At 40.1% G+C, this 25,160-nt stretch carries 18 protein-coding genes and 1 other RNA gene; 8 read left to right on the top strand and 11 right to left on the bottom strand.

The window, feature by feature from the left end; genetic code table 11:
- Positions 1-21: 21 nt before the first annotated feature.
- From EGC82_RS08090 to EGC82_RS08045, 10 genes are all read right to left on the bottom strand, one after another.
- Positions 22-1,851, bottom strand: coding sequence for a DUF885 domain-containing protein (locus tag EGC82_RS08090; RefSeq protein ID WP_124730308.1), 1,830 nt, complete (start codon positions 1,849-1,851; stop codon positions 22-24).
- A gap of 349 nt (positions 1,852-2,200) precedes the next feature.
- Positions 2,201-3,448, bottom strand: coding sequence for a tetratricopeptide repeat protein (locus EGC82_RS08085; RefSeq protein ID WP_124730307.1), 1,248 nt, complete (start codon positions 3,446-3,448; stop codon positions 2,201-2,203).
- On the bottom strand, positions 3,448-4,068 hold the full coding sequence (locus EGC82_RS08080; protein WP_124730306.1) for an energy transducer TonB: 621 nt from the start codon (positions 4,066-4,068) through the stop codon (positions 3,448-3,450). The genes EGC82_RS08085 and EGC82_RS08080 overlap by 1 nt, the downstream gene beginning before the upstream one ends.
- Position 4,069: 1 nt before the next feature.
- Positions 4,070-4,474, bottom strand: a complete 405-nt coding sequence (locus tag EGC82_RS08075) for an ExbD/TolR family protein (protein ID WP_124016392.1) — start codon at positions 4,472-4,474, stop codon at positions 4,070-4,072.
- Between the two features lie 13 nt (positions 4,475-4,487).
- Positions 4,488-5,015, bottom strand: a complete 528-nt coding sequence (locus EGC82_RS08070) for a MotA/TolQ/ExbB proton channel family protein (protein ID WP_011638074.1) — start codon at positions 5,013-5,015, stop codon at positions 4,488-4,490.
- Positions 5,015-6,370, bottom strand: coding sequence for a MotA/TolQ/ExbB proton channel family protein (locus EGC82_RS08065; RefSeq protein ID WP_124730305.1), 1,356 nt, complete (start codon positions 6,368-6,370; stop codon positions 5,015-5,017). Before EGC82_RS08065 ends, EGC82_RS08070 begins: the two co-directional genes overlap by 1 nt.
- Positions 6,370-7,152, bottom strand: coding sequence for a DUF3450 domain-containing protein (locus EGC82_RS08060; RefSeq protein ID WP_124730304.1), 783 nt, complete (start codon positions 7,150-7,152; stop codon positions 6,370-6,372). The genes EGC82_RS08065 and EGC82_RS08060 overlap by 1 nt, the downstream gene beginning before the upstream one ends.
- A 357-nt stretch (positions 7,153-7,509) precedes the next feature.
- Positions 7,510-8,496: a class I SAM-dependent methyltransferase gene (locus tag EGC82_RS08055; RefSeq protein ID WP_124730303.1), complete on the bottom strand. Its 987-nt coding sequence runs from the start codon at positions 8,494-8,496 to the stop codon at positions 7,510-7,512.
- Between the two features lie 100 nt (positions 8,497-8,596).
- Positions 8,597-11,203 (bottom strand): TonB-dependent receptor, encoded by a 2,607-nt coding sequence (locus tag EGC82_RS08050; protein ID WP_124730302.1) that lies wholly within the window; start codon positions 11,201-11,203, stop codon positions 8,597-8,599.
- 569 nt (positions 11,204-11,772) lie between these two features.
- On the bottom strand, positions 11,773-14,169 hold the full coding sequence (locus EGC82_RS08045) for a DNA polymerase II (RefSeq protein ID WP_124732594.1): 2,397 nt from the start codon (positions 14,167-14,169) through the stop codon (positions 11,773-11,775).
- 117 nt (positions 14,170-14,286) lie between these two features.
- Here EGC82_RS08045 and dinG point away from each other — a divergent pair, with 117 nt between their 5' ends.
- The 6 genes from dinG (at position 14,287) to EGC82_RS08015 (ending at position 19,805) form a co-directional block, all read left to right on the top strand.
- Positions 14,287-16,362: an ATP-dependent DNA helicase DinG gene (dinG, locus tag EGC82_RS08040; protein ID WP_124730301.1), complete on the top strand. Its 2,076-nt coding sequence runs from the start codon at positions 14,287-14,289 to the stop codon at positions 16,360-16,362.
- Positions 16,363-16,370: 8 nt separating this feature from the next.
- Positions 16,371-17,144: a TSUP family transporter gene (locus EGC82_RS08035; RefSeq protein ID WP_124730300.1), complete on the top strand. Its 774-nt coding sequence runs from the start codon at positions 16,371-16,373 to the stop codon at positions 17,142-17,144.
- A complete protein-coding gene (locus EGC82_RS08030; protein WP_124730299.1) occupies positions 17,141-17,803 on the top strand; it encodes a primosomal replication protein in 663 nt (220 codons plus the stop codon). Before EGC82_RS08035 ends, EGC82_RS08030 begins: the two co-directional genes overlap by 4 nt.
- 9 nt (positions 17,804-17,812) lie before the next feature.
- Positions 17,813-18,520, top strand: coding sequence for a DUF2057 domain-containing protein (locus EGC82_RS08025; RefSeq protein WP_124730298.1), 708 nt, complete (start codon positions 17,813-17,815; stop codon positions 18,518-18,520).
- Between the two features lie 5 nt (positions 18,521-18,525).
- Entirely contained in the window at positions 18,526-19,443 is a 918-nt protein-coding gene (locus EGC82_RS08020) for a histone deacetylase family protein (protein WP_164839109.1), read from the top strand.
- A gap of 62 nt (positions 19,444-19,505) precedes the next feature.
- Positions 19,506-19,805 carry a late competence development ComFB family protein gene (locus tag EGC82_RS08015; protein ID WP_124730296.1) on the top strand — a complete coding sequence of 100 codons (300 nt, stop codon included), beginning with the start codon at positions 19,506-19,508 and terminating at the stop codon, positions 19,803-19,805.
- Positions 19,806-19,965: 160 nt separating this feature from the next.
- Here the strand turns inward: EGC82_RS08015 and ffs are convergent.
- Positions 19,966-20,062: signal recognition particle sRNA small type (gene ffs, locus EGC82_RS08010), an RNA gene on the bottom strand.
- A gap of 617 nt (positions 20,063-20,679) precedes the next feature.
- Between ffs and EGC82_RS08005 the strand changes: the two genes are divergently transcribed.
- Both EGC82_RS08005 and EGC82_RS08000 read left to right on the top strand, forming a co-directional pair.
- Entirely contained in the window at positions 20,680-22,854 is a 2,175-nt protein-coding gene (locus tag EGC82_RS08005) for an OmcA/MtrC family decaheme c-type cytochrome (protein ID WP_124730295.1), read from the top strand.
- Positions 22,855-23,140: 286 nt separating this feature from the next.
- A complete protein-coding gene (locus EGC82_RS08000) occupies positions 23,141-25,102 on the top strand; it encodes an OmcA/MtrC family decaheme c-type cytochrome (RefSeq protein ID WP_124730294.1) in 1,962 nt (653 codons plus the stop codon).
- Positions 25,103-25,160 lie beyond the last annotated feature (58 nt).

Here is a 25,160-nt window from a genome sequence, read left to right as displayed (position 1 = left end):
GTCACCAAACTTGTAAGTCATTTACTTTGCTGATTCAGCTTTAATCCAATCGGCAATTTTGTTTTCCATAACAGCCATAGGCAAAGAGCCTGATGTTAATAACTGATCATGGAAACCTTTAAGATCGAATTTATCGCCAAGGGCTTTTTCAGCATCAGCACGTAATCTTAAAATAGTCAGTTGGCCCACTTTATATGACAAAGCCTGACCAGGAATAGCCATATAACGTTCAACTTCGGCGATAATATCTGACTCCGCCATAGGCGAATTGTCCATCATGTATTGAATAGCTTGTTCGCGACTCCATCCTTTGGCATGAAGTCCAGTATCAACCACTAATCGCATTGCACGTAACATCTCATCGGATAACTTTCCAAAATACTGATATGGGTCATTAAATACCCCCATTTCAATGCCTAAGTATTCTGAATACAACGCCCAACCTTCTTCAAATGCGGTATAACCTTGGAAGCGTTGGAATTGTGGAACATCGGTTAATTCTTGCTTAATAGCAATTTGAAAGTGATGACCAGGTGCGGCTTCATGCAATGAAAGAGTTGTCATACCCCATTTAGGTTGAGCTTTTAAGTTATAAGTATTGATATAAAAAATACCCGGACGAGAACCATCTACAGCAGGAGACTCATACGATGCACCAGCCGCAGACTTTTCGCGGAAGCTTTCTACCGGTTTGACAATATAATCCGCTTTAGGCATAACATTGAAATATTGTGGCAATACCTGATTAATTTGATCTTTTATGGTCATATAACCATTAATCAAATCTTGTCTATCGGTAAAGAAATACTGAGGTTCTGAAGATAAAGAAGCAAAGAATGCTGTTAGGTCACCTTTAAAGGCAACTTGCTCTCTAACCTTATCCATTTCAGATAAAATACGTGCAACCTCAGACAAACCAATTTGGTGAATTTCATCGACTGATAATGTGGTCGTAGTGTGGCTATTAGCCAGGTGTTGATACCAATCTTTACCATTGGGTAACCCCCACCAACCGTCTGAAGCACGAGAATTTGGTAAATATACGTTTTTCACATAGTCACGTAGTTGGGTCAACGCAGGTAATAACTCAGTGTTGATAAGTTGAGTATACTCAGCTGTTAATTTTGATTTTTGTTCCGCAGTAAAATCTTCAGGTAATAAGTTTATTGGTGAATAGAACAAGCTGCTTTGTGCATCGGTAACAAGTTGAGCATCTAACTGAGGAATAATGCGCTCCACTAAGACTCTAGGTAATACGACTTTACTGGCAATACCTTCATCCATGCGTTGTTGCGCAAGCTTGGTCCAGTTAATAAACCCACCTAAGCGACCTAACCAATTTTGATAATCTTTAACAGTCTTAAATGGTTGAGCACTTTCACCACTTCCCAGCTGGACCATAGTAAATACGGTGCTATAAAACTGATTAATGGGTAAAAAATATTCAGGATAAGTTTCACCAATAAGCTCCATATTACGATCATAAATGAACATATCGTAACTGAGTTTAAGGGCAGCCGGAAGCTTATCAACATTAATCGTTTTGGCTTGACTAAAATAATGACTATTCAAGTCATGACGAGCCTTTAAATACTCTTCTGTTAATGCACCACCAAACTGGTCGTTATAATCATTAACACCTACAAAGGTGGCATAAATAGGTTCAAGCTTTAGCTGATCATTAAAAAAATTGTCAACCATGGCTAAATACTGCTCTGAAGCAGATTGAGGCATAACTGTAGTACTAGACTCTTTACTGGAATCAGATGTTGAAGAAACCGTTGAGGCATCTGAACAACCTTGAGCGGCCAAAAGTAAGGACACCGTTATTGCCAACAATGTTTTATTCATTTTTATTATCCCTTAAACACAAATTAACTCACGCCTTGTTATCTTAATAGAGTCAAAGGCTCAATATTAGCGTGCCGATTGATCGAAATACCGTTATTCAATTTAAATGAAAACTTTGATAACGAAATCAATACAACCATTGTATCTTTGGCTTGCTTTACAAGAAACAAAACTTCAACAAAAACACACAAACTAACAATTAATCGTTTACTAATGACACTCAATTTATTTGATGATGTGCCAGTAGACTTAGTCATATAACAAGATAAAGAGTCCCAAAACAATTAGATTATTTTCACATAATAAATAAAAAAGCCCCTTAAAAGGGGCTTTTTAAATCAAACTTAAATTAAAGTGTCACGTTGTGAATACGAGCTTTTTCTTTTATGTAAGAAATATAGCTCTTAGCACTTCGTTCAGTCTTTTTATCGTTAGCGGCAAGTAATGCACGCTGATAAGCAGATTTGTACTTTTTAAGGCTTAAGTATGCTAAGGCTAACTCAAATTGAGCTTCACCAGGGTTATCAATACCTGCATCAAGCGCTTTCTTAAGCACAGGAATGGCATCGTTAAATTGTTGTTGTAAAGCAAGGATACGACCTTGTTTTAAATACAACTCACCCTTATTGCTAACAGCAGCAGCTTTACCATAATAGTAAGCGGCTTCTTTTAGCTCTTTAGCATTGTGATAAAAACCAGCTAGAGTGGTTAAACTCTTCTCATTTTCGATCACTAGGCCTGACTTCATGTGCTTTTCAAAAATGGTAGCAGCTTTATGAGGCGAACCTTTTTGTGCTAACAATTGAGCCAAACGAGTAATATTACTCTCTGTCTCTAAAAAGCCATTTTTATATGCCAAATCATATGTCGCTAGTGATTTGTCATAGTTTTCAGTCATCAAGTAAAACTGAGCTAACTGTACCCAGAGACGCTTATCGTCTTGGAACAAAGGCACCATAGTTTCTAAAACTTTTACGGCTTCTTTGTACTTTTTCTGGTTAAAGTAAGCAGTTAACTTCATCTGATATAAGCCTTTGTCAGGCGATTCAGCTAAAGATAAACCTTTGTCAGCGACTTGCAGTACTTTGTTCCAATCTTTTAACTCAGTATAGGCTATACCAATTCGACGATACATTTGCGCATCAGCCTTACAGGTAAAATCCATCCACTTGTAATAGTATGGAATTGCTTCTTTAAACTTTTTCTCTTGTAGTAACAAATCAGCATACAAACGCATTGTTGCAGCATGGTCGGTACCACCAAGAATGTCAGCATCAACAGCCGTTTTCAAGTACTTGATAGCTGTTTTCATCTGCCCTTTTTCAGCATAGAAGTTGCCTAACATACGATCGACATACGCTTTGTCGAAATCGTTTTTAGCATTAGCTTCAAGCAGTATCGCGATTGCTTGATCTAAATTACCTTCAGTATATGCTTCAAAAGATTTTTGAACTTTTTTTGCAGCGCTTTCGCCAACGGCACGAGATTGACGTTTATCAATCTCACACTTTTCAGCAGCAACTACAGTATTTGAAAATAATGCACTTCCACAGACTGAAAGTAATAACGCTGTAGCGATACTAGTTACTTTACGCATTATCTACCTCCTTTCTCTAGTGTGAAGTCAAGCTGTACTTTCATACCAGGTTGTCTTAATGGCTTACCATCAACAATCTTTGGCTTATATTTCCATTTTTTCAATGCACGAATTGCTTCGCGATCGAACAAACGCTTAGGTTCTGCTTTAATGACTGAAACGTCATCAACACCACCGAGTTCGTTGATTGTAAAGCTAAGTTGAACCCAACCTTCTTTACCATCTCGAGCAGCAGCAATTGGATACTGTGGCTCAATACGAACGATAGGCGTAGCATCACCATCACGGGTCATCATGTTACCTAATTTAAAACCAGTACTTGGTCCACCAGACTCAATACCACCCATATTAAACGCCATATTGGTGTCAATATTAGATGATGTATCTGGCGGAGTAGTATCCGGCTTCGGTGGCTGCTCCGGTGGTGGAGGTGGCTTAGGTGTAACCCTTGGTTTTTTCTGTGCCTTCGAATCCTGTTTATCCATCGTAATTTCAATAACAGGGGATTCCGCTGACTCGCCGTTGCGTTGTGCTCCGCCGCCGACTAGGAAAGCCATGAAAGCAAACAGCCCAAAAGTCACTGCAGCACCAATGATTATTGATACGAGTGCTCTTAGCATATTACTCATTCCCCGCTGATACTGAAATTTTGTCAATACCGGCAGCTTTAACATTATCAAGCACTTTAACGACTAAACCATGCAAAGCGTCTTTGTCTGCTTGAATAAGTACTGCTGCTTCAGGTGCTTCTGCCAACATACGCTCTACGTTAGCCGTTACACGTTCGATATCAACCTGACGGTTTTCCATCATAATGACGCCAGTTTTGCTGATGCCAATAAAGATGTTTGCCGATGGTTTAGACGTAGCCTGTGACGCTTTAGGCTTGTTGTAGTCTAAGCCAGATGGCTTAACAAACGATGTTGTTACAATAAAGAAGATCAGCATGATAAACACGATGTCTAGCATCGGGGTCATATCAATTTGCGCTTCCTCTTCCATACTGGAATGCTTCTTACGTGCCATGTTCAATCTCTCTCTAGTGGTGAGGCATGCTGTCTTTTAGCTTTTCTAAACTGATTCTCATCTTTGAGTCTAAACGTGTGCTAAAGAAAACACCCGATAGAGCTGCTACCATTCCTGCCATTGTCGGCATTGTGGCCATAGAGATACCAGCGGCCATTAAACGAGCATTACTCGTCCCCTGAACTGCCATCACATCGAATACTGAAATCATACCGGTTACAGTACCTAATAAACCAATCATTGGACAAATGGCCACTAAGGTTTTGATTAACAGCATACGTGCATTCAAATCTTGCTTCGCTTGGGATACCCAAGCTTCACGGATACGGTGAGCATGCCAAGAAGTTGTTTCTTCTCTTGCTTCCCATGAGGCGATAACGGCTTGATGTTGTTTTGGTGATATCCAATTTAGATACCAATAACGCTCAAGCATTAACACCCACATGAGAAATAGCACTGCTGCAACCAGCCAGAGGACATCGCCTCCGGAGGCCATGAAGCCCCTGACGGAATCCCATACGTCCATCAGGATTAGCATCATTAGTCAGCCCTCTTCTCAGCATGTTCTGCAATGATACCAGCACTTTGCTCTTCAAGAATTTGAACAATAGACTTACTACGAGCAACTACGATTGCATGTAATAACATTAACGGCAATGCAGCAATAAGACCTTGAACAGTAGTAATCAGCGCCATAGAAATACCACCAGCCATCAATTTAGGGTCACCAGTACCGAATAATTGAATTGATTGGAAGGTTGCGATCATACCAGTAACTGTACCCAATAGACCCATCATAGGAGCAATGGCAGCAATAACCTTAATGATAGAAATACGTGCTTCTAAAGCAGGTGTTTCTTTTAAGATTGCTTCATCAAGTTTTAGCTCAAGCGTTTCAACATCAACATCTTTATTAGACTGGTAAACTTTTAGAATACGACCTAAAGCATTGTTACCAGGGTTTTCGATGTTTTTACGTTGACTATTCACTTTAGCGCCAATGATAGTAAGAGTGACTAAACGTTCAACCGCAATCAACATACCTAATGCTAATAATGCAAGAATGATGTAACCAATCGTTCCACCAGCTTCTAAACGATCTTCTAAGCTAGCTTTGTTAGTAAAGATGTTAAGCAATACACCACGAGCTGGATCGATATAGAAAGGCGCTACACCTGTAGTAGTGTCTTCCCAAGAAGCAACAGCGCTCACCTGGTAGCCTTCTGGTTGCTGTGATAACTGTTGAATTAAACCTAGTTCAGGTTTGTAAACAACATATTTACCTTCAGCAGTTAAGTTGAAAGGACCTACGCGGTGAATAGCAGTATTGACTACGTTGCCATCGATAGCAGTAACATCACCATCAAATTTGACAACTTTACCAGACTCAACCATTTCAAATAATTGTGCTTCCCAAAACTGCTCTAACTCTTCAATTTTAGGGAGTGATTTACGTGCACCTAATTCAGCAATAAAAGTATCGCGTCCAGGGTACTGAGCACTGATGTTAGACGCTGCTAACTTACCAGAGAAATCACCGGCTTCGCCTTTAACAACACCAAACATTTCACCCAAGTCACCTTGAGCTGTTTTTAAGTCTTCTTCTAACTGAGCAATTTTACGCTCGTTGTCTAAGAATGCTTGGTTTAAATCTTTACCACGTTGCTTTTCAGCAGAAAGCGCATTTTTTTCACGCTTTAATAATTCAGCTTTATCACCACGTTCAGCTTGAAATTCTCTTTCGCGCTTAGCGTTGGTTTTGCCTTCGTTAGCTCGGTCGACTTTAACTTGTTGTAACAACTGACCGATAGTTTTTGGTGCATCTGCAGCAGAAACCATACCAGCTGTTAAAGAGAAAGTTGCAGCCACTAACACTGATGTAATTAACTTCTTCATTATTGTGCAGTCTCCGCAGCAGGAATTGGTAATGCGAATAGGTCTAGAGCGCCTTGCTTGCGAGCAATGCGGATACCTTTAGTAATATCACGTAGGTAGCTATCGTCTAACTTATTCCAAGACTTCGCATCAGCATCATACATCCATGCTATTTTTTGATCTAAGCTTTGTGCATAAAGTGCAACTCGGCCTAAATTAAAGAAATCGACTAACACTTCCTTACCGTCTAGATTTAACTTACCGGTATGAACAGCAACGAAACTACCGTACTCACGTTCGATGCTATAAGCATCAAGAATTAGACGATATTTCTCTGCTAATGTAACTTCTGCAGTATTAAGAATATCTTTTAAATTTTTAACACGATTCTGACGAGTTTCAATGTTAAATGGTAAATCTAAGTTTACAAACTGCTCTAAAGCATCAACCATTTTAAACATTAATGGTACAACGCCCTGACGAAGTTTATCTACGCCGTTAATATCAGTTTGAATTAAATCAAGTGAATTTTGTTGATCAGCTACCAAGCCTGCAACGTAATCATTATATGCTTTCAATGATTCACGTTCATCAGCTACGCTGCCATACTCAAAAAGCATGTCTTGTGCTTGGTCAAAATATTTGTCGACTTTCTGTTGTGACGCAGCTGAAGCAGCATTAAGGCTGCTATCGGCTTTTTGAACGTCAGCTAAAGGATCTGCAACAACGAAGTTGCTACCAGCTAAAGCCAGAGCGCCAACAAGTGCAGTAGCGATTTTTGTTCTATTGCTTACCTTGGACATAGTTCCCAACCAATTTGAAGTGAATTAAAAAGTTCAACTCTGCAAAATAACCATGATCTAAAATTGTTAATCAATGTTACTTCAACTAAGCACGTCTTTTTCTTGTGATTGTTAGTTTTTCTTCCCTTTTCTACGCCTATTAAAGCGTAGACCCGTTGGCATCATTTCACAAAATGTTGACCTATGTCAACATTTGCAAAGTTTAAAAACGTGTGGAAAGAGTCGTTAAAGAGGTTAATGTTGACGAAAGGTTAATAATTAAACATGTTCAACATAAATGTATAATAATTTAATCTTAACAGGAAAATATTATTTGTTTTTATTCAATCAGTTATAAAATGAGGGCAACTCAGCTTTTTAATTTATTGATGCTTTTTCGATTTTATAAATTAATTTTGAGGCATGTAAATACCACCCTAAGACTTCATTTTGTTCACTTTTTAAGACTTTGAGCTCATTTAACATAAAATCATTCTGGTGAAACTTACCGACAAATGTTGCCAATTTAGTTTCATCAAATGCTGCATTGACCAATTCAGTCAATCGTATTTTCAGCGTATCCATTTGTATTGCCATAAATTCAATAAATTCTAACTTTTTTGTAACAGGCCAAAATAATCCAGCCTTAAAAAATTGAGCGACAAAACTCATTAATCCACAATCTTGTGTTGCCGCTTCATCAAACATTACCAGCGATGTAATAAGACGATTAACTTCTGCTCTGATATTTTCACATTGAAGGTCTTTCTTAATCCGCTCAACATCAGTTTGACTATTAACAGAGCCCATAGCATTGGCCATTTTAGCTAAGCAATTAATCAATAAATGAACTTCTTCTTTAGCAATTAACGTCAAAATGCTTCTATTTCGGTTAAGGATCATCGAGCCACTATGATGGAAAACAATAACAAATTGACCATCGTCTTTTAATACTCTAGCCGCTTCATTAAAGGATTGCTCAACGTTTGAATACTCAAAGCCAAACTGGGATATATAGAGGTCTACGGAGCTTGCTTCAAATGGGAGTTGTTCGCTACTAGTATTTGACATCAAGGTAATATCGATATTATGACTAGTTTGGTTTGGTGAACTAATTAAATTAACTTCGGCTAAATCAACGCCAAAAATCCTACCGGTTAGTTCACTTGCTGATAATTCATCGCGTAACAAAAGCGGCAATGAGCCATTACCTGTACCAACGTCGACGACTAAAAAACCTTTAGGTAGGCTGTTAAATATTGGTTGCCAAACATTTTTTAAGACACCTTCATAATTACCTGATAATGCTTCACCGAATGAAGTAGTGTGCCCTTGTTGCCAATATTCACTCCAGTGATTATTCATCTTATCTCCTCAATTAATTGTAATATATTGCTAAATACTCGCTAACTAAAAAGGCTCCCGAAGGAGCCTTTCTTATATCTAATTAATTTGTAATTAGAATTTAGAACTTAAGAGTATAACTTGCACGATATTCACGACCGTAGTTATTATACAAATCAGGGTTCTCAAACTTACCATCTGGTGAAAGCACTGGGTCTTCATCTGTTAAGTTATTAATACCTAATAAGATTGAACCATAGTTACCTGCATCATAAACATAACTTAAGTTATGAATTAACCATGAATCCAATTCTCCTTTCGAAGCATCATCTTCAAAGTAGTATGTAGATGAGGTGTAATTCATGTTCCAAGATACGCTATGATTACCCATATTGTAGTTGGTAGTTAACACTGACTTGAAGTCTGGTTGACCATTCCAACCAGATGTATCACGAGAATCTGCACCGCCGTCAACTTCTTCGATATAATCAAGAACGAAGCTATTTGTCCAGTTAAAGCCTATGTCACCAATATTAGTTTCAAACTTGGCGTTTAAGGCAACATCGATACCTGAAATTTCTAAGGTATTAGCATTGCTATAACCGGTACCAATTTCATAAGCAGCACCAATACTTTGGCCAGCAGATGCAGGATCACGTTTTACATAGAATGTATTACCAGGAGCTAACGTACCTTCATTAATACCAGTCATAACACTAGTAATTGAACGTTGAGCAATTACATCGTCAATGTTCAGGTTGAAATAATCAACTTTTAAGCCGATATTATCAACGATATCCCATGCTACACCAAAGTTAATATACTCTGAAGTTTCAGGACCAAGATCCTTGTTAGCACTAATATACGTGTCAAACTGTCTTTCACTACAAGGTGTACCAGTAGATTCACAATATGGCTTATCGATACCATCAGCAGCACTGTAAGTCGTTGCGGCAAATAGTTGATCCAATGCTGGTGCACGGAATGCTTCTGAGTACGATGCACGAACTACAACGTTCTCAAGTGCTTGCCAGCGAATTGCTGCTTTAGGAGCAATGTTATCGCCAAAATCGCTGTAATCATCGTAACGAGCTGCAAGGTTTAATTCAATGTCATCAGTTAACGGTAATACCGCTTCGTAGAACATTGCCCATACTTGACGATCACCAGCAGCAGAGTTACCCGCACTACCACCAATTAAGCCAGCTTCTGACTGTGCGTCATATACTTCGCTAAACTGTTGGTCAAAATATTCTACTCCGACGTAATGCGCTGCTGCACCACCTGGTAATTCAAACGCATCAAAGCCAATACCAGCGTTATATTGATCAAATGTCGCACTACCTTGAGTCAAAGTAGTCGCTTTCATGTTATTGATGCCAGCTTCTGAACCTAAGTCGATACCGTTAGCTTGGTTATAAGCAAGACCAGAATAGCTTAAGTAGTACTCACCGATAGACTTATTATCGGCGATGTTGTGGTGGTAATAAACTTCCCACTCGGCATCATTTAGCGCACTGATTGTACCGCGTAAACCTGTTAGGTAATCTTGGTTATAATCATCTACGTTACCATCACGAGTACCAATACCAACCCAACGAAAATAACCTTTTGCTTCTACATCAAATGGGTTATGTGGGTTATCTGCAGCCATATTGTTCCAAGGCGCAGCTGGAGGAGCATAACGACCGAAAGAGTTATTTTGTGTAACCATTACACGACCAAACCACTCTACGTCTTCTGCAACTTCATAGTTGGCATCTACATATACTGTATTACGCTCTGTAGAGGCTTTGTTATATGACACATTACCATATGCATACATACACAAATCTGAACCCGCGCCAAATGCATCGTCACCGCGCACTTGTTTAAATACATTATCACCATATTCAGCAGCTAAATCACCACAAAGCGGAGATGGCTGATAAATTCCATCAGGACCTTTTACGCTTGCGCCATAATAACTCCAGCCATCTGTCTCAGAATATGCTTGAATAACGCCGTCACCATTTAAGTCTTCCATCCATGGTGCAGTAAAGTCACGGTCTGCATCTGCAATACCTTGACGATCTTGATGATCAAATGCAAAAGTAATGTTACCTTTATCCATTTGATAACCCGCAACAACAGAGAATTCTTTACTTGTTAAGCCGCCATCGCGGTCACGAGAACCACCACCGACATTGAATTCGATACCTTGGTAATTTTTCTTCATGATGATGTTAACAACACCAGCAATAGCGTCAGAACCGTAAGTAGAAGATGCACCATCAGTTAGAATTTCGATACGTTCTACTGCAGCCATTGGAATAGCGTTCAAGTTAGCAGATGCACCACCTAGAGTAGGTGAACCTGGGAAACGCTTACCATCAATAAGTACTAGAGTACGGCTTGAGCCAGCACCACGTAAGTTGATAGTTGCTTGAGATTGTGCAGAACTACCTGAACGCTCAGAGAATGAACCGAAAGAGTTTAAGTTACTGTTACGAAGGGCGTCAGCAACTGTAAAGTTACCTTCCATCTTCATATCTTCAGTTGTAATGGTCGTAATTGGTGAAGCGCCTTCAAGGTCAGAACGCTTAATACGCGAACCAGTAACCTCGATACGTTCTACTTTTGCGCCATCTTCATCAGCAGCAAAAACTGCTGGCGAAGCAAATGCTGCTGCTGCAGCACCACTGATCAGTGCTAAGCGCACCGATTTAGCTAATACGTTCTTATGCATTGTCTATCTCCCTGGACTTTTTTATGTCTTTCTTATAATGCTAACAACCTTTTTAGGTGTTAGTTCAATGAAGGAATGTAACAGAAAAAAATCACAACCCCTCAATTACAGATGCAATAAAATCACATTTGAAACAACTAATCAACATTTGAAGTGCTGTAAGCGCAAAAGTTAATCAAATGTAAAAGCCTAAGCTGTTAATAAATATGAACAGGTAAAAAAAATAACCTACAATAACAACGATTTAACAATATTAGTTTTTTTGATGTAAAATTAGCCAAGTCTAAACCTAAAAACCTAAGCTCCTGTTTCAAAATATTTTTTTGTCTGGGTAGGTATTTATTTATCACTTGTAACAAATATAAAAGTGTTAAGTGTTAATAAATGGCAATAAGTAAGCAGTTAATTAACATTCGAGGGGCGATGGCTTATTATGAAATTAGCCCGTGGATAGCAACAAAATATGTGATGCTTACTTTTTAGTTGAAGAAATGAGTACTCGACACAAGCAAGTCACTTCAGCTTAGTTTTACTCTGAAGTGAAAGCATTTACGCCACGATGAGTTAATTTAAAGCAATAACAGCTGATTATTTACCAATGCATCAAAGCTATGCCCACACAATTGCAAGATGGGCTCTGCGATGGGTTTAATTTGTTTACTAATGTAATATTCGTAATCAATATTCTGTGGTTTTGCTTCAATGGCCTGTGCACCTGTGAGGGTCATGACATAGCGGATTTGTTGGCCTTTTCGGGTAACGTTTACGTCTCCAAGTATTTTAGCAAGCTGTTTTGCAGCTTTAACATGAGGTGATGATTTAGCCGTGTAATCTTCAACATTGCGCCTTAAGCGCTTTTTAAAAATAAGCTCATTGTCTCTAGCGCCATCTTTAATTGCTGCCAGCTCATTGCTCAAATAATCAATGACATCCTCACCTTTAAAAAACAATTCATATAAGTGATATTGTATTCTGCGAGCAATAGGGCTCCAGTCACTCCTCACCTGCTCCATACCTTTAAAGGTTAGAGTTAATTGTTGCTGATCATTTGACACCGCGCCGACATAACGCTTTTTACTGCCTTCATCCGAGCCCCTTAAGGTAGGCATAATAAATTGTTCAAAGTGGGTTTCAAACTCCAGCTCAAGATAACTGTCTAATTGATATTCTTGTGCACACCATTTAAGCCAACGTTCGGTTATTGATACTGATAGGTGCTTACCAACCGCTTGGATATCTTTAATCCCATGATTATCGCCTAACCACACAAATGTTGAATCGGTGTCACCATAAATAACCTGATAACCGCACTCTTCAATCCATTTTTTTGTCAGCTTCATTATTTGATGACCGCGCATGGTAATAGAACTCGCTAACTTCGCATCATGAAATACGCAACCTCTAGAGCCGAGCACGCCATATAAAGAGTTCATTATAATTTTTATTGCTTGCGATAAAGGTGCATTTTTATCACTTTTGGCTAACTCCCTTTGTTCTGCAAGGCTAGCAACTAATGCAGGTAAAATAGGCGATTGCCGACTAAATTGAGCCCCTAAATATCCCGCGACAGTGTCTGAGTCACGGTTGATATTATTTGCATGCATTCCTTCGACTAAGCCTTTCGGATCAATAAGAAAAGTTCTGATAATCGACGGGTATAGGCTTTTGAAATCTAATACTAAAACATCTTTGTAATAGCCAGGAATAGAGGGCATAACATAGCCACCAGGGCTTTCTAAGCCATTACTGGCTGGATATGCAGGCGCAACAAAGCCACCTCGATGTAAGTGAGGTAAATACAAATGATAAAATGCCGCAATCGATGCTCCCACTCGGCCAAACTCCAACCCCGTTAACTTAGCGCGTTCAAGGGCAAAATCTAATAACTGGGTTTTTTCGAAAATATCCCACACCAACCTACAGTCAGTAATGTTATAAAAAGCCAGTGCATTTTTATCTTGTTCAAATAAATGGGTAATCTCTTGACCACGATTTTCAACATGATCAATGGCTTTACCTTCCGCTAATAATTGTCGTGATACAGACTCCAACGAAAAACTGTCAAATTGATAAAATGCCGCTTTAAGCCAATCAATACCATCCAATACAACACGACCGGGTAACGATAAGGTCTCTGGTCGATATTTGTCAGCCACTTTCCAATTTAACTCAGTATTTCCGCGACCAATGACTAATGGAATGTTATGTAATAAGCAGCGTTTATACAGCAAAGCTAAATCAAAGGTGACGACTGCCCAGCCGATAATAATATCGGGATCATATTCTCTGAACCACGCAATTAATCGCTGTATCAGTGTAACTTCATCTTTTACCCAAGTAATAAATTGATGACAATTTGCTTGTGGTTCGCCCACCATAAACACACATTGATAATTTGCACCATACAAACCAACTGAATAGAGTTCTCCTGCAAAACTGCACTCAAAATCTAATGAAATCATCTTCAACGGTATCGTAGTAAGTTGGTTATGCGGTACTTTTCTTGCACGATTAATCGATAACAATGGCATCGGTAAAACAGACTTACTCGCTTGATAATAACCTGTACACTCAATGTCCAAGGCAATAAAACGCTCAATAAGAAAGCGTTGTTCAGGCCTTATATCGGCTTCAAATAAGCTAATACCAATATCATTAGCAATGCGACTGAGTAATTTTAACTGGGAATTGGATTTTAAATATAATGCGCTAATAGGTTCGTGAGCAAAGCTCAACAGTGATATCGATTCAGCTTTAAGAACAAAACCGGCTTTTTGGATTAATTGATTTACGTCTTGTAGACGACAAAAACATATCACCTCACTGTGATAAAGCTCTGCTAACACAGGTCCCTGAGCGGTTTTAATATAATATTGCAGCACTAATTGGCCATGGCGATAAATGGCATGGCGAGTTAATACTTGCCCCTTCACATTAATCTCAGTTGGTGGATTATCTGTCGACATCACTGTGGGTTTGAATTCCTGCACAAGTTTACTCAATTTGATTTATTACTTCGTGGCATGCTAATTCACTGTTATTATGTACAGCATAATTCAGTCTATGCAGAAATCATACTTCCTATGCTACCGGATAACATAAAAAGTCAAATTCGCACCATTTATAAAGAGATTGCCGCCTCTATGCCGCAATTTCGTTCTCGTCGCGAACAAAACTATATGGTAGCGGAAATATCTAAAACCTTAGCGGGTGAATATGACAAAGACCGTCGTATTATTGTGGTTGAGGCCGGTACCGGTATTGGTAAATCCTTGTCCTACATCTTAGGCGCCATCCCTTTAGCCGTTGCGACTAAGAAGAAAGTCTGTATTGCCACTGCAACCGTAGCGCTGCAGGAGCAATTACTGCATAAAGATCTGCCTTATTTCTTACAGCAATCCAGTATAGATTTTAAATTTGGCTTGGTTAAAGGTCGTCAACGTTATGTATGTTTAGCCAAACTTGAAGCTATGATTGGTGACCAAGACAGTTCACAAATTGCCATGTGGCAGACTAAACCCGATCAAAGTCAAATTAATGAATTACAAAAGCTCCATCAAGATTTTCACCAAAAACGCTGGAATGGTGAAATTGATACGTTAAAACACCCTATTCCTGATTTTTTATGGCAACAAATTTGCTGTGATAAGCACAGTTGCCATCGCCAAGTATCAGCGCATCATAATTGCCCGTTTCACAAAGCTCGCGAAGATGTCGACACTTGGGATGTGCTCATTGTTAACCATAGCTTGTTATTTGCAGATTTAGAGCTAGGCGGCGGCGTCATTTTACCCGAACCTGAAGATATGTTTTATGTTATCGACGAAGCTCATCATCTGCCCATTGTGGCCAGAGACTTCTCCAGCGCCCAAGCCACGCTTCGGGGAGCATGTGATTGGTTAGAAAAAGCCTCAAAGACCTGTTCTAAGTTGCAAAATCAACTTAAAACCACTCATATTATTGCTCCAGTACAAGCGATGCTTGATCACACCACCGATTTAACTAACTTACTCACTCAAGTCGCTCACTATTGTGATACTCAACCACAACTCTTTGCCAACCCAGAATCTAGACTCCGGTTTGAACATGGTCAATTACCGCAATCATTATTAATACAGGCAGAAAATCTGGCTACTGCATCCGGTTCAGCAGTGAAACAATTTAATAAAGTGGTCTCTGTATTAAATGAGGCCATCAAAGATGGTGAAGTGCCTAAACATCAATCAGAAGGCTTGCTGTCGGAAACAGGCTTTATCTTACAACGGCTAGATAACTTGCATAAGTTATGGAAGATGATGGCCAAAGAAGACAGTAAAAAAGGCGCACCAATGGCGCGTTGGGCTGAGTTAATTACCGGCAAGCAGCAAGATTACTTATTTTGCTCATCGCCTATAGAAGTCGGTTTTATGCTTGAGTCTATGTTGTGGCAAAAAGCCGCTGGAGTAGTATTATGCAGTGCCACGCTGCGGGCATTAAATAGCTTCAATCATTTTGCTCATCAAGTTGGCTTATCAATCAACGATGGCAGTCGATTTTTAGCCTTACTGTCTCCATTTGATTATGAAAATAATGCCACCTTATTTATTCCTCAAATGGTGTGTGAACCTACTGACGACAATTACACCGCCGAACTTGCACAACATATTGTCACGTTAATCGATGGTGAAATGGCCACATTAGTGCTGTTTGCTTCCTATTGGCAAATGGACAAAGTGGTAGAGTTAGTTGAAGGTAAAATCCCTAAAGAGCAGCTTTTTGTTCAAGGTGCTATTCCCCGCCAGCAAATATTAGAGCAACACAAAAAACGTTGTGATGATGGCCTACCCAGTGTTATTTTTGGCACTGGTAGCTTTTCTGAAGGCCTTGATTTACCCGGAGACTACTTAACAAACTTAATTATTACGAAACTGCCGTTTGCAGTGCCGACTTCACCGGTAGAACAAGCTCACGCAGAATACTTAAAAGTAAAAGGCGGGAATCCATTTTTACAGCTGACAATTCCCGATGCTTCACGTAAATTAGTCCAAAGTTGTGGCCGACTATTACGTAAAGAGCAAGATTATGGCCGAGTGACTATTTTAGACCGTCGTTTGGTCACTAAACGTTATGGCAAATCATTAATTGATGCCCTTCCTCCTTTTAGACGTGTTATTGAATAGGTATTGAGTTGGATTTATTATTAGACCCTAGCCATTGGGCTGTATTAGCGGTCATCGGTATTATTGCAGGTTTTATTGATGCTATAGTTGGTGGTGGTGGGCTTCTGTCTATTCCGGCATTACTAACGGTAGGTATCCCCCCTCATTTAGCGTTAGGGACTAACAAGCTTGCCGCTTGTTTTGGCTCCTTTACCTCAAGCTACACCTTCTATAAACAACAGTTATTTACCCCGCGATTATGGAAAGCGTGCTTTTTTGCTACGCTGATAGGATCTATTGCTGGTTGTGGCTTAGTATTTCTCATTGATCCGCTATTGTTAGAAAAAATATTACCATTGCTGATTATTAGTATCGCGGTTTACACCTTATTTAGCCCTAAAGCGATGGGGGACAAAAATACCATCGTTCCTAAATATCGCTCACCCAAATACAAACAGATTTGCCAAGGGTTTATGTTAGGTGGATACGATGGGTTTGCCGGACCAGGTATTGGCGCTTTTTGGACTGTGTCGTCTATCTCATTACACAAACTCCCTCTATTACACAGTTGTGGACTAGCACGAGTCATGACCGCTGTGAGTAATATCACCGCATTAATTATTTTTGCATCAATGGGACAAGTGCAATGGATCCTTGGGTTGTGGATGGGCATATGCATGATGGCGGGATCATTTATCGGCGCAAGAAGCGCGATTCGATTCGGAATACCTTTTATTAAACCAATATTTATTATTATGGTATTGTCGATAGCAGTCCATCTTACGTGGAGTGCATGGGCATGAATACCCAACAACTGGTCTCAATGTTAAAACAGCAACTTGCACAGCTTGAGCAAGATGCATTGATCCACGACCAAAATTTAGCGCCTTCACAGCGGCAATCACTCATCGAGATTGAACGTTTTAACAGTCAGCTGTTTGCTCAACAAGGTGCTCAACTCAGCCCTTGCATCACCCAGTTACGACAAGATATTAAACAACTGGAAAAACAACTATTTCTTAAGTTGGGTGGCAATGTGATTCAACTCAGTTGTAATCGTATTCAAGACAGATTCAGTGCCTTACGCAGAGCATTGCTAACCACTGACATTAATCTTAAATCTGAACAGCAGCGTAAAGCCAGTAATCGAGCCCGCTATGCTAAAAAACAACAACAAGCAATTCAAGACAGTGGCTTTGGTTGGATAGCCAGCAATGTAATGCAAAACAGCCATCAACTCTACGCTGAGCTCAATAAACATTTAAATTGGGCCAAAAAAATAGAGCAAAAAATACAACAAATGGAAGCAACACTTGAATTCTGTCATAGTGATGACAAAATAAAATTGCAAAATGATATCCTCTCAATGCATCGTCGCTTAGGCAAATGTAAACAAGCAACCAGTTATATTGAAGAGCGTATTCAACTTTTTGAAAGACCTCGCCAAAGTTACCCACGTTAAGGAGCAACAATGAAATCTTTATTTACCACAAGTGCGCTTTTGGCATTTTTAACATCATCATCAGTCTTAGCCGCTAATTTAACCATTCCAATGTCTTTTGAGTACCTAGCACTTGATGGGGCAGAAGTTGAAACCAGCATGTTCAATCATCAATCGGATTTAACCTTAACCAATGGTACCCATAAAATTGCGATCCGTTATCATGATGTAGTTGATGACTCTTTTAGTGATAGCCAAAGTTTCGTAAAATCAACCCCATTAATTTTAACCTTAATGGTTGATGGCGATCATCAATATCGATTACAACCAGCTAACGGTGACGTGATAAAGAATCCAAAAGCATTCGCCAAAAATCCACAAATCAGCATTAAACGCCAAGATAATGCAGCGGTAACTTACAATGTAGAACAAACTAATTTTACTGAAAAGTCATTTCTTACGAGTCTGTTTAACAATAAAAACCAGCATGATATTGAAACCTTATCGGCTTCAGCTACGGGTAACGGCAGCCAACCGGTACAAGCATTAGCAGTCAAATCAGATATTGAATCGGCTACCATGAGTGCGCCCACCATCGCACCGACTACTGCACAAGTTCCAGCAGCAACACAAAAAACAACCCCAGCGCAAGCAGAGCAAATGCTGCAATATTGGTGGTTACAAGCCGACGATAAAACGCGTAAAGAATTTATGGGCTGGGCAATTAAGCAGCTCTAATCTTAATGTCTATTCCTTTTGTGTATCACGCCAGCTATTCACAGCTGGCGTTGCCTAGCACTCATCGTTTTCCAACCAGCAAATATCATAATTTGTACCAGCATGCGCTCAAACAACAATTATTGTTTGAGCAACATCGCTATACTCCCTCGGCAATCTCTAAAGCAATGCTTTATGGCGTACATTGTCCGCAGTATGTTGAACAATTTATTAATGGCACTCTAGACCATAAAGCCATGAGGCGTATCGGCTTTCCATGGAGCAGTGAATTAGTTACTCGTACCCTACATGCTATAAATGGTACCCGTTTATGTGCCGAGCTGGCGCTTGAATATGGTATAGCAGTCCACTTAACGGGTGGCTATCACCATGCTCACTATGATTTTGGCAGCGGCTTTTGCATCTTTAATGACTTAATTATTGCAGCAAAATCAGCCATCCATAGTGGTAAAGTAGATAAGGTACTCATTTTTGATTGTGATGTGCATCAAGGAGATGGAACCGCCACACTCGCTCAAGGTTACCCTGACATCATTAGTTGCTCGATCCATTGCGCGCAAAATTTTCCGTCTCGAAAGCAGCAATCTGATCATGATATTGATTTAAATAAAGGTTGTACTGATAAGAACTACCTAGAACACATACAACAAATATTACCTTACCTCATTAGGCTGCATCAGCCAGATCTGATCATCTATGATGCTGGGGTCGATATTCATCAACATGATGACCTAGGATATTTCGATATTTCAAATCAAGGTATTCTCGATCGAGACAAACAGGTGATATCGATAGCAAAAATGCATCGCATCCCACTTGCAGCCGTCATAGGTGGAGGCTATAGTCGTAGTGAAGATGAATTAACGATTCGACATAGCCAATTGTTAATTGCAGCAAATCAAATATGGTCATCACCGAGTTAATCACATATTCTCGACATTAAAACTGATGTCGATAAACCAAACCGTCTCAATGGAGCGTAATAATGCAATTAGAGATCCGAAACTATTATGAAGTTCTATTATTGGAAATGTTAAGAGATGAAGGCTTAATGGAAGAGCTTCCAGAAGAATACTTAGCTGATTTGTGCTGTGTCACACTGAATCAGTTACCTGTTAGATACATACGACATTTAGTAGACACTTATTTCTTCGAAAATTACCAAGAACTGCAACAGATGAAAACAGAGATAAGTGAATCTCTTGAACGTTCGAGACAATTCCTTAAAATGAATTTACAGAAACGCTTAAAAGAAGAAGCTGAATTAGCTGCCGAACAACAGTAGTAAGAAGGAATTGAACTGTGGTTAGCTAGCACTAACAGTTAAAATCGTTGTCCTAACTATGGGGTTAAGCATTCAAAGAAGTGTTTTCGTACTAAGCCATACAGCTCTTGGATTGCATTTGATTTACGAACAATAAATAGGGGGGAAGTAATTGGAGGTTCCCCTAGAGCCACACCCCGGCACACGAGTCACTTGCTGCGGTTGCTCCCTTCCAGGCCTGGCCGAGTTCACAAGTTATCATTGCGAGGGGACCCTAGGGTCACCATAGACTTCTGAATCATAAAATATAAAGCTTATGTCTCAGAACGGGGCGATTATCCCCTAACCCATTGGCTTGATCAAGCCTTTATCTTAATAAGTTCTTAATCCCTTACCTAACTGCGCAATACTTAACCTTAACGTAGCATCCAAGATACGATATCAAATCGCGTAACTGATAAAAATATCCCTATCTTCAAGTCGTAAACATCAAACTGACCACTTTGGTTCTAACAAAACTGATTGGCGTTTCAATTGTTTATCTATTGCAAGTAAATGCATATCAATACGGACAGAGTAAATTGTCCAAAGAGTCGTTAGACAAGTATTTAAGATCTTAAAAAGTGTTTACTAGCTTAAACGCACATTACATTAACGATTTAAAAATCAAGTAACCCGCTGTATTTACCTCTTAACAAAACGCGATTTCACTTATCAACAGAAGCAAATCATCATCATGCAGTGTTACCCATAAAGGAATAGTCAGATCTTAGTCACAACTCTACACTTAATTCAATGAGTAAGTCGCTAAGGTTAGCTAACATAAGAATTGAATAAAATCCGCACACGTTTAACCAACAGTGAATGCGAGATAACAAAAAAATGCAGGGAATACATGATGAAGACAATAACAGTTAGTCCCGCTGCAAAGGCGGTATTGGGTGCTGGGCTTATGGCTTTAGCACTATCGGGTTGTGGAGGCAGTGATGGTACCAATGGCGAAGATGGGCCAGATGGAATAATCGGTGTCAATATCGATGCGACATCGACCTTAAAAGCGACCTTTACCGACGCAACCGTAGTCAATGGAAAAGTCAGTGTTGCCTTTACCCTTAAAAATGCTAATGGCGTGGCAGTATTAGGACTAACAAAAGATCATGATCTTCGTTTTGGTATTGCGCAATTAACCCCTGTGATTGAAATGGTCGGTGCTGACGGTGCTAAAGTTGAAGTTGACCGCGGCTATCAGTGGCAGTCTTACATCAATACAACCAAGCAACCTAACGCAAGCTGGATACCTGATGGCGAAACCGATATTGCTCCTTCAGCACAATTTCAAGCTGAGGTTGAAGCTGCATCAAAATGTGCAGATTGCTTAGTTGACAATCTAGACGGTTCTTACTCATATACTTTTCAAACAAATATTGCTCAAGTAATAGAACCATTAAGTATCACTTACCAAGCTGAAGATACTCAACGTATTACCTTAGAACTACAACAACCCTTAATTACTGCAAATGCTCATTACGACTTTCAACCGTCGACAGGCTTAACCGAAGATATTGCGTCCCGCGACGTCGTCTCGATTAATGCTTGTTATACCTGTCATCAACCAGAAAGCTTAGCATTGCACGGCGGTCGTCGAATCGATATTGAAAACTGTGCATCATGCCATACCGCCACGTCTGGCGATCCTGAAACCGGTAATAGTGTTGATTTCACCTACATGATCCATGCCATTCATAAAGGCCAAGATCGCGTAACCAGCACTGCTGATGGCAATGCAGCCGCCCCGTATAAAGTGATTGGCTATGGCGGTGGAATACACAATTACGGCAACGTGATGTATCCGCAAAAACCTGCTGCCGATTGTAGTGCATGTCACGTAGAGGGCACAAACGCTCCCAAAGATGCTGCACTGTTTAATGCCAATAAAAGTGATACCGCTTGTATTGCCTGTCATACAGAATTAGCGTCTCAACAACATATTGGTGTCGGCACAAATTGTACTTCATGCCATATTGAAGAAGGTTATGCTCGCAGTGCAAAAGAAGCCCATGGCGATGTAATGAAAGCCTATAATGACACTCAAACCATGAAAGTGGTCTTTAGCGACGTTACTGTGACAGCTGACAACAAGTTCAGCACTAACGTGAGCTTTACTGATGTCAGTGGCCAAGTGATACCTGCTGAGTTTATCGACCAAGGTAGCCGAATTGTAATGGCGTGGGACAGTGACAAAAACTATCCAGCGTATAACGACGCCAGTTACAGTGCTCGTCGCCTTAAGTTAAACGAAGGAACCGCCAATACAGATAATAGTTGGACCATGGTTTGGAATAACGTCACCTTACCCACCGATTATGTGGGTAAAACCTTTGAGTTATGGTCTGCGGTAACCGCCTGTTATAACCATGGTGGTTACGGAAGACCTGAGGTCAAATTGACCGCCTGCAGCACTGATAATGTCCAAAAAGTGGAAATTAAAAGTAGTCCCTATCATTTTGTTATGGCAGCAAGCGCTGTAGACAATAGCCAAAGTACCGCCGCGCGTAGAAATATTATTAATACTGCTAGCTGTCAAGGTTGTCACAACCAAGAAGTGTATCACTATGATAATGGTGTTAATTGCCAAACCTGTCATACCGCTGATAAGACCCTTAGGAGTGATGACACTTACCCTGGTGGTAAAAAATCGACCAGTTTTGCCTTTAAAGCCCACAGCGCTGAAGGCCATTATCTTAAATATGCCGGTGTTAAATCTGGCACTGTGTTAAAAACCGACTGTAAAACCTGTCATACCGCGGATGGAATACAACTCGGTAGAGCCGCAGACAGAGTATGGCGTTATGGCGATATCGAGACTGGCGCTGATGTATGGATGTCATCAGATACTGGAGCATGTTTAAGTTGTCATCAAAAGTATCGTACTGATGCCACCGTGGCACATATTGAATCTAACGGCGGTATTGTTGATGGCATCAGTGAAGACGATGCTCGTAATCGTTCATCAGAAATATGCTCGACGTGTCATACCGTAGATCGCGTGACTAAAACACATGGTTTTTAAGCTAAACCAATAAACAATCTTGTTGTTTTATCCATCAAAGACCTTAGTTCATGACTAAGGTCTTTTCTTTTATGCGAACAATCTCCTCACCAAACTCTGCATTTTGTATACCTCTTTATTAATAGGCTGATCATCATCACACAATTACGTTCGTTTTAAAGACGAGTTGCTGTTTGTAAAGTAATCTTAGTGTTGGGAAAATTAATTCCAACATCAACTTAACTGAATAAGATAATTGCAGAACATACTGCCAGTAAGTTAGATGGATGACCTTTGCAGGGAAAATATGATGAATAAAAAATACATAAAAAAGGCATTGTTACTTGCTATGTCAGCATCAATGACACTGGTAGGTTGTGGCGGAGGCGATGATGGTGTTGCTGGTAATCCAGGAACCCCTGGCGGCGAGCCTGCTGAAGCGATTAAAACACTAAACTTAGATATCACCAAAGTTACCTATCAAGACAGCAAACCCACTATTGAAGTATTTGCGACCAATGAAAAAGATCTCCCTGTAGCGGGTCTTAAAGACTTTGAAATTAAAAAAGTCGTCCAACTCATTCCAGCTGGTGCAAGCGGTGCGGGTAATTCGGCCCAATGGCAATTTATTGGCTCCGAAAAAGCCTTTACTGACCATGGTAACGGTAATTACAGTTTTACCGTCAATGTTGAAGGCTTTAATCCAGATTTAACTCAACGTTATAATGTCATTGCAAGTGCATCAACTTTGCAAGATGGGGTTACCGGAGTCCCGCGTACTGAAATTACCGAAGATTTTGACGGTGAAGGATTCGAAGCTAAATACACTAAAAACATAGTCAGTGGCGCTACTTGTAATACCTGCCATGCTGAAGGCGAAAGTATTTATCATAGCTACACTGATTTAGAAACTTGTACATCATGTCATACCAATGAATTGGCGATTGAAAAAGGCAAGGTTCAAGATGAGTTCAGTCACTTAATTCATAATGTTCATAACAATGCCAAAATGTACGGCCGCAATTTGGACAAGAGTGCAGAAGTTGCACATGCGATAGTGCAAGACAATTGCACCACTTGTCATGTTAACTCAGAACAACTTAGCGAATCGAACAACTGGTCTCGTATTCCAACCATGGAAGCCTGTTCAAGTTGTCATACCGACATTGACTTTAAAACGGGTCAAGGTCATCCGCAACAAGTTGATAATTCAAATTGTATCGCGTGCCACAATGCAAGTTGGACAGAAGAGTTGCATACAACTTCGTATACTCAGAAAAAAGCATTTATCGATTTATACGGAATGACAGCAACATTAACGGCTAATAAATCAAGCGCTGAAGACAAATCAGCGACCCTATCGGTAACGATTTTAGATGCTAATGGTACGGCGATTGACGCAACAAGCTTAGTCAGCAAAATTCAACGCGTTGAAACCATTACGAACGTCGGGCCTAACTTCCCAATTATGGGATATAACCCTAGTCCAGGAAGCGGTCTAGCCAAAATTAGTAAAGATTTGATTAAAGCAGGTCTGTTACAAGCAGATGTCGTCATTGAGTCAGGTAAGTTGGTATACAACATTGCATCATTGCCGTTTGGCTCAGGCGATACAGATACTGCCTTTAGCTTTATTGGTCTTGAAATGTGTAACGATGGTCTGCAAGCTATTGATTGTGTTGATAGCGTGGCAACTACCAGTATGAAAGCCGAATTCACAGTAGGGACTTTCTCTGGTAATGCGCCTAGCTATCGTCACACTGACTCGGTCAATTTTGGTTCATGTGATAATTGCCATGGCGACACCTTTGAGTTACATAAAGGCCACCATGCTGGTTTTGTGATGTCAGAACAATTAGCTCGTGAGCTTAATGGCGAAGTCACCATAGGTTTAGATGGTTGTGTGGCTTGTCATACTCCCGATGGCACTTATGCTTCTGGTGCTAATAAAGGCGCAATTGAAATGAAATTGCACAGTGTTCATGGTGAACAAGGCATTATCAAAGACTGCACTCAGTGTCACAACGATTTTAATCTTGATGCATTCAAAGTGAAAGGTGCACTTGCTACGTCTGCTGGCCTTTATACAACACCTATCACTGCAACGTGTGCATCTTGTCATGGATTTGACACGATTTCGCAGCATGCGCAAAGCCAAGGTGCGGTTGTTAATGGTAGCTATCAAGAAGCCAATGATGCTGCGCAGTTAGAAACCTGTTTCTTCTGCCATGCACCCACCATTGAAAACCACACACAAGTGAAACTTTAATTTGTCCATTGAGAGAGAAGCCCTGCTTCTCTCTCATGCTATGGCTTACGTAATCAAC

The sequence above is a fragment of the Shewanella livingstonensis genome (genome assembly GCF_003855395.1).
Taxonomy (GTDB): Bacteria; Pseudomonadota; Gammaproteobacteria; order Enterobacterales; family Shewanellaceae; genus Shewanella; species Shewanella livingstonensis.
Note: the sequence above shows the minus strand (reverse complement) of the source record. Positions and strands in the feature narration are given on the sequence as shown.

Bases quoted from the DNA above. Each gene is read 5' to 3' on its own strand.
- EGC82_RS08090 (WP_124730308.1), bottom strand. From the start codon at position 1,851: ATGAATAAAACATTGTTGGCAATAACGGTGTCCTTACTTTTGGCCGCT.
- EGC82_RS08085 (WP_124730307.1), bottom strand. From the start codon at position 3,448: ATGCGTAAAGTAACTAGTATCGCTACAGCGTTATTACTTTCAGTCTGT.
- EGC82_RS08080 (WP_124730306.1), bottom strand. From the start codon at position 4,068: ATGCTAAGAGCACTCGTATCAATAATCATTGGTGCTGCAGTGACTTTT.
- EGC82_RS08075 (WP_124016392.1), bottom strand. From the start codon at position 4,474: ATGGCACGTAAGAAGCATTCCAGTATGGAAGAGGAAGCGCAAATTGAT.
- EGC82_RS08070 (WP_011638074.1), bottom strand. From the start codon at position 5,015: ATGATGCTAATCCTGATGGACGTATGGGATTCCGTCAGGGGCTTCATG.
- EGC82_RS08065 (WP_124730305.1), bottom strand. From the start codon at position 6,370: ATGAAGAAGTTAATTACATCAGTGTTAGTGGCTGCAACTTTCTCTTTA.
- EGC82_RS08060 (WP_124730304.1), bottom strand. From the start codon at position 7,152: ATGTCCAAGGTAAGCAATAGAACAAAAATCGCTACTGCACTTGTTGGC.
- EGC82_RS08055 (WP_124730303.1), bottom strand. From the start codon at position 8,496: ATGAATAATCACTGGAGTGAATATTGGCAACAAGGGCACACTACTTCA.
- EGC82_RS08050 (WP_124730302.1), bottom strand. From the start codon at position 11,203: ATGCATAAGAACGTATTAGCTAAATCGGTGCGCTTAGCACTGATCAGT.
- EGC82_RS08045 (WP_124732594.1), bottom strand. From the start codon at position 14,169: ATGTCGACAGATAATCCACCAACTGAGATTAATGTGAAGGGGCAAGTA.
- dinG (WP_124730301.1), top strand. From the start codon at position 14,287: ATGCTACCGGATAACATAAAAAGTCAAATTCGCACCATTTATAAAGAG.
- EGC82_RS08030 (WP_124730299.1), top strand. From the start codon at position 17,141: ATGAATACCCAACAACTGGTCTCAATGTTAAAACAGCAACTTGCACAG.
- EGC82_RS08025 (WP_124730298.1), top strand. From the start codon at position 17,813: ATGAAATCTTTATTTACCACAAGTGCGCTTTTGGCATTTTTAACATCA.
- EGC82_RS08020 (WP_164839109.1), top strand. From the start codon at position 18,526: ATGTCTATTCCTTTTGTGTATCACGCCAGCTATTCACAGCTGGCGTTG.
- EGC82_RS08015 (WP_124730296.1), top strand. From the start codon at position 19,506: ATGCAATTAGAGATCCGAAACTATTATGAAGTTCTATTATTGGAAATG.
- EGC82_RS08005 (WP_124730295.1), top strand. From the start codon at position 20,680: ATGATGAAGACAATAACAGTTAGTCCCGCTGCAAAGGCGGTATTGGGT.
- EGC82_RS08000 (WP_124730294.1), top strand. From the start codon at position 23,141: ATGATGAATAAAAAATACATAAAAAAGGCATTGTTACTTGCTATGTCA.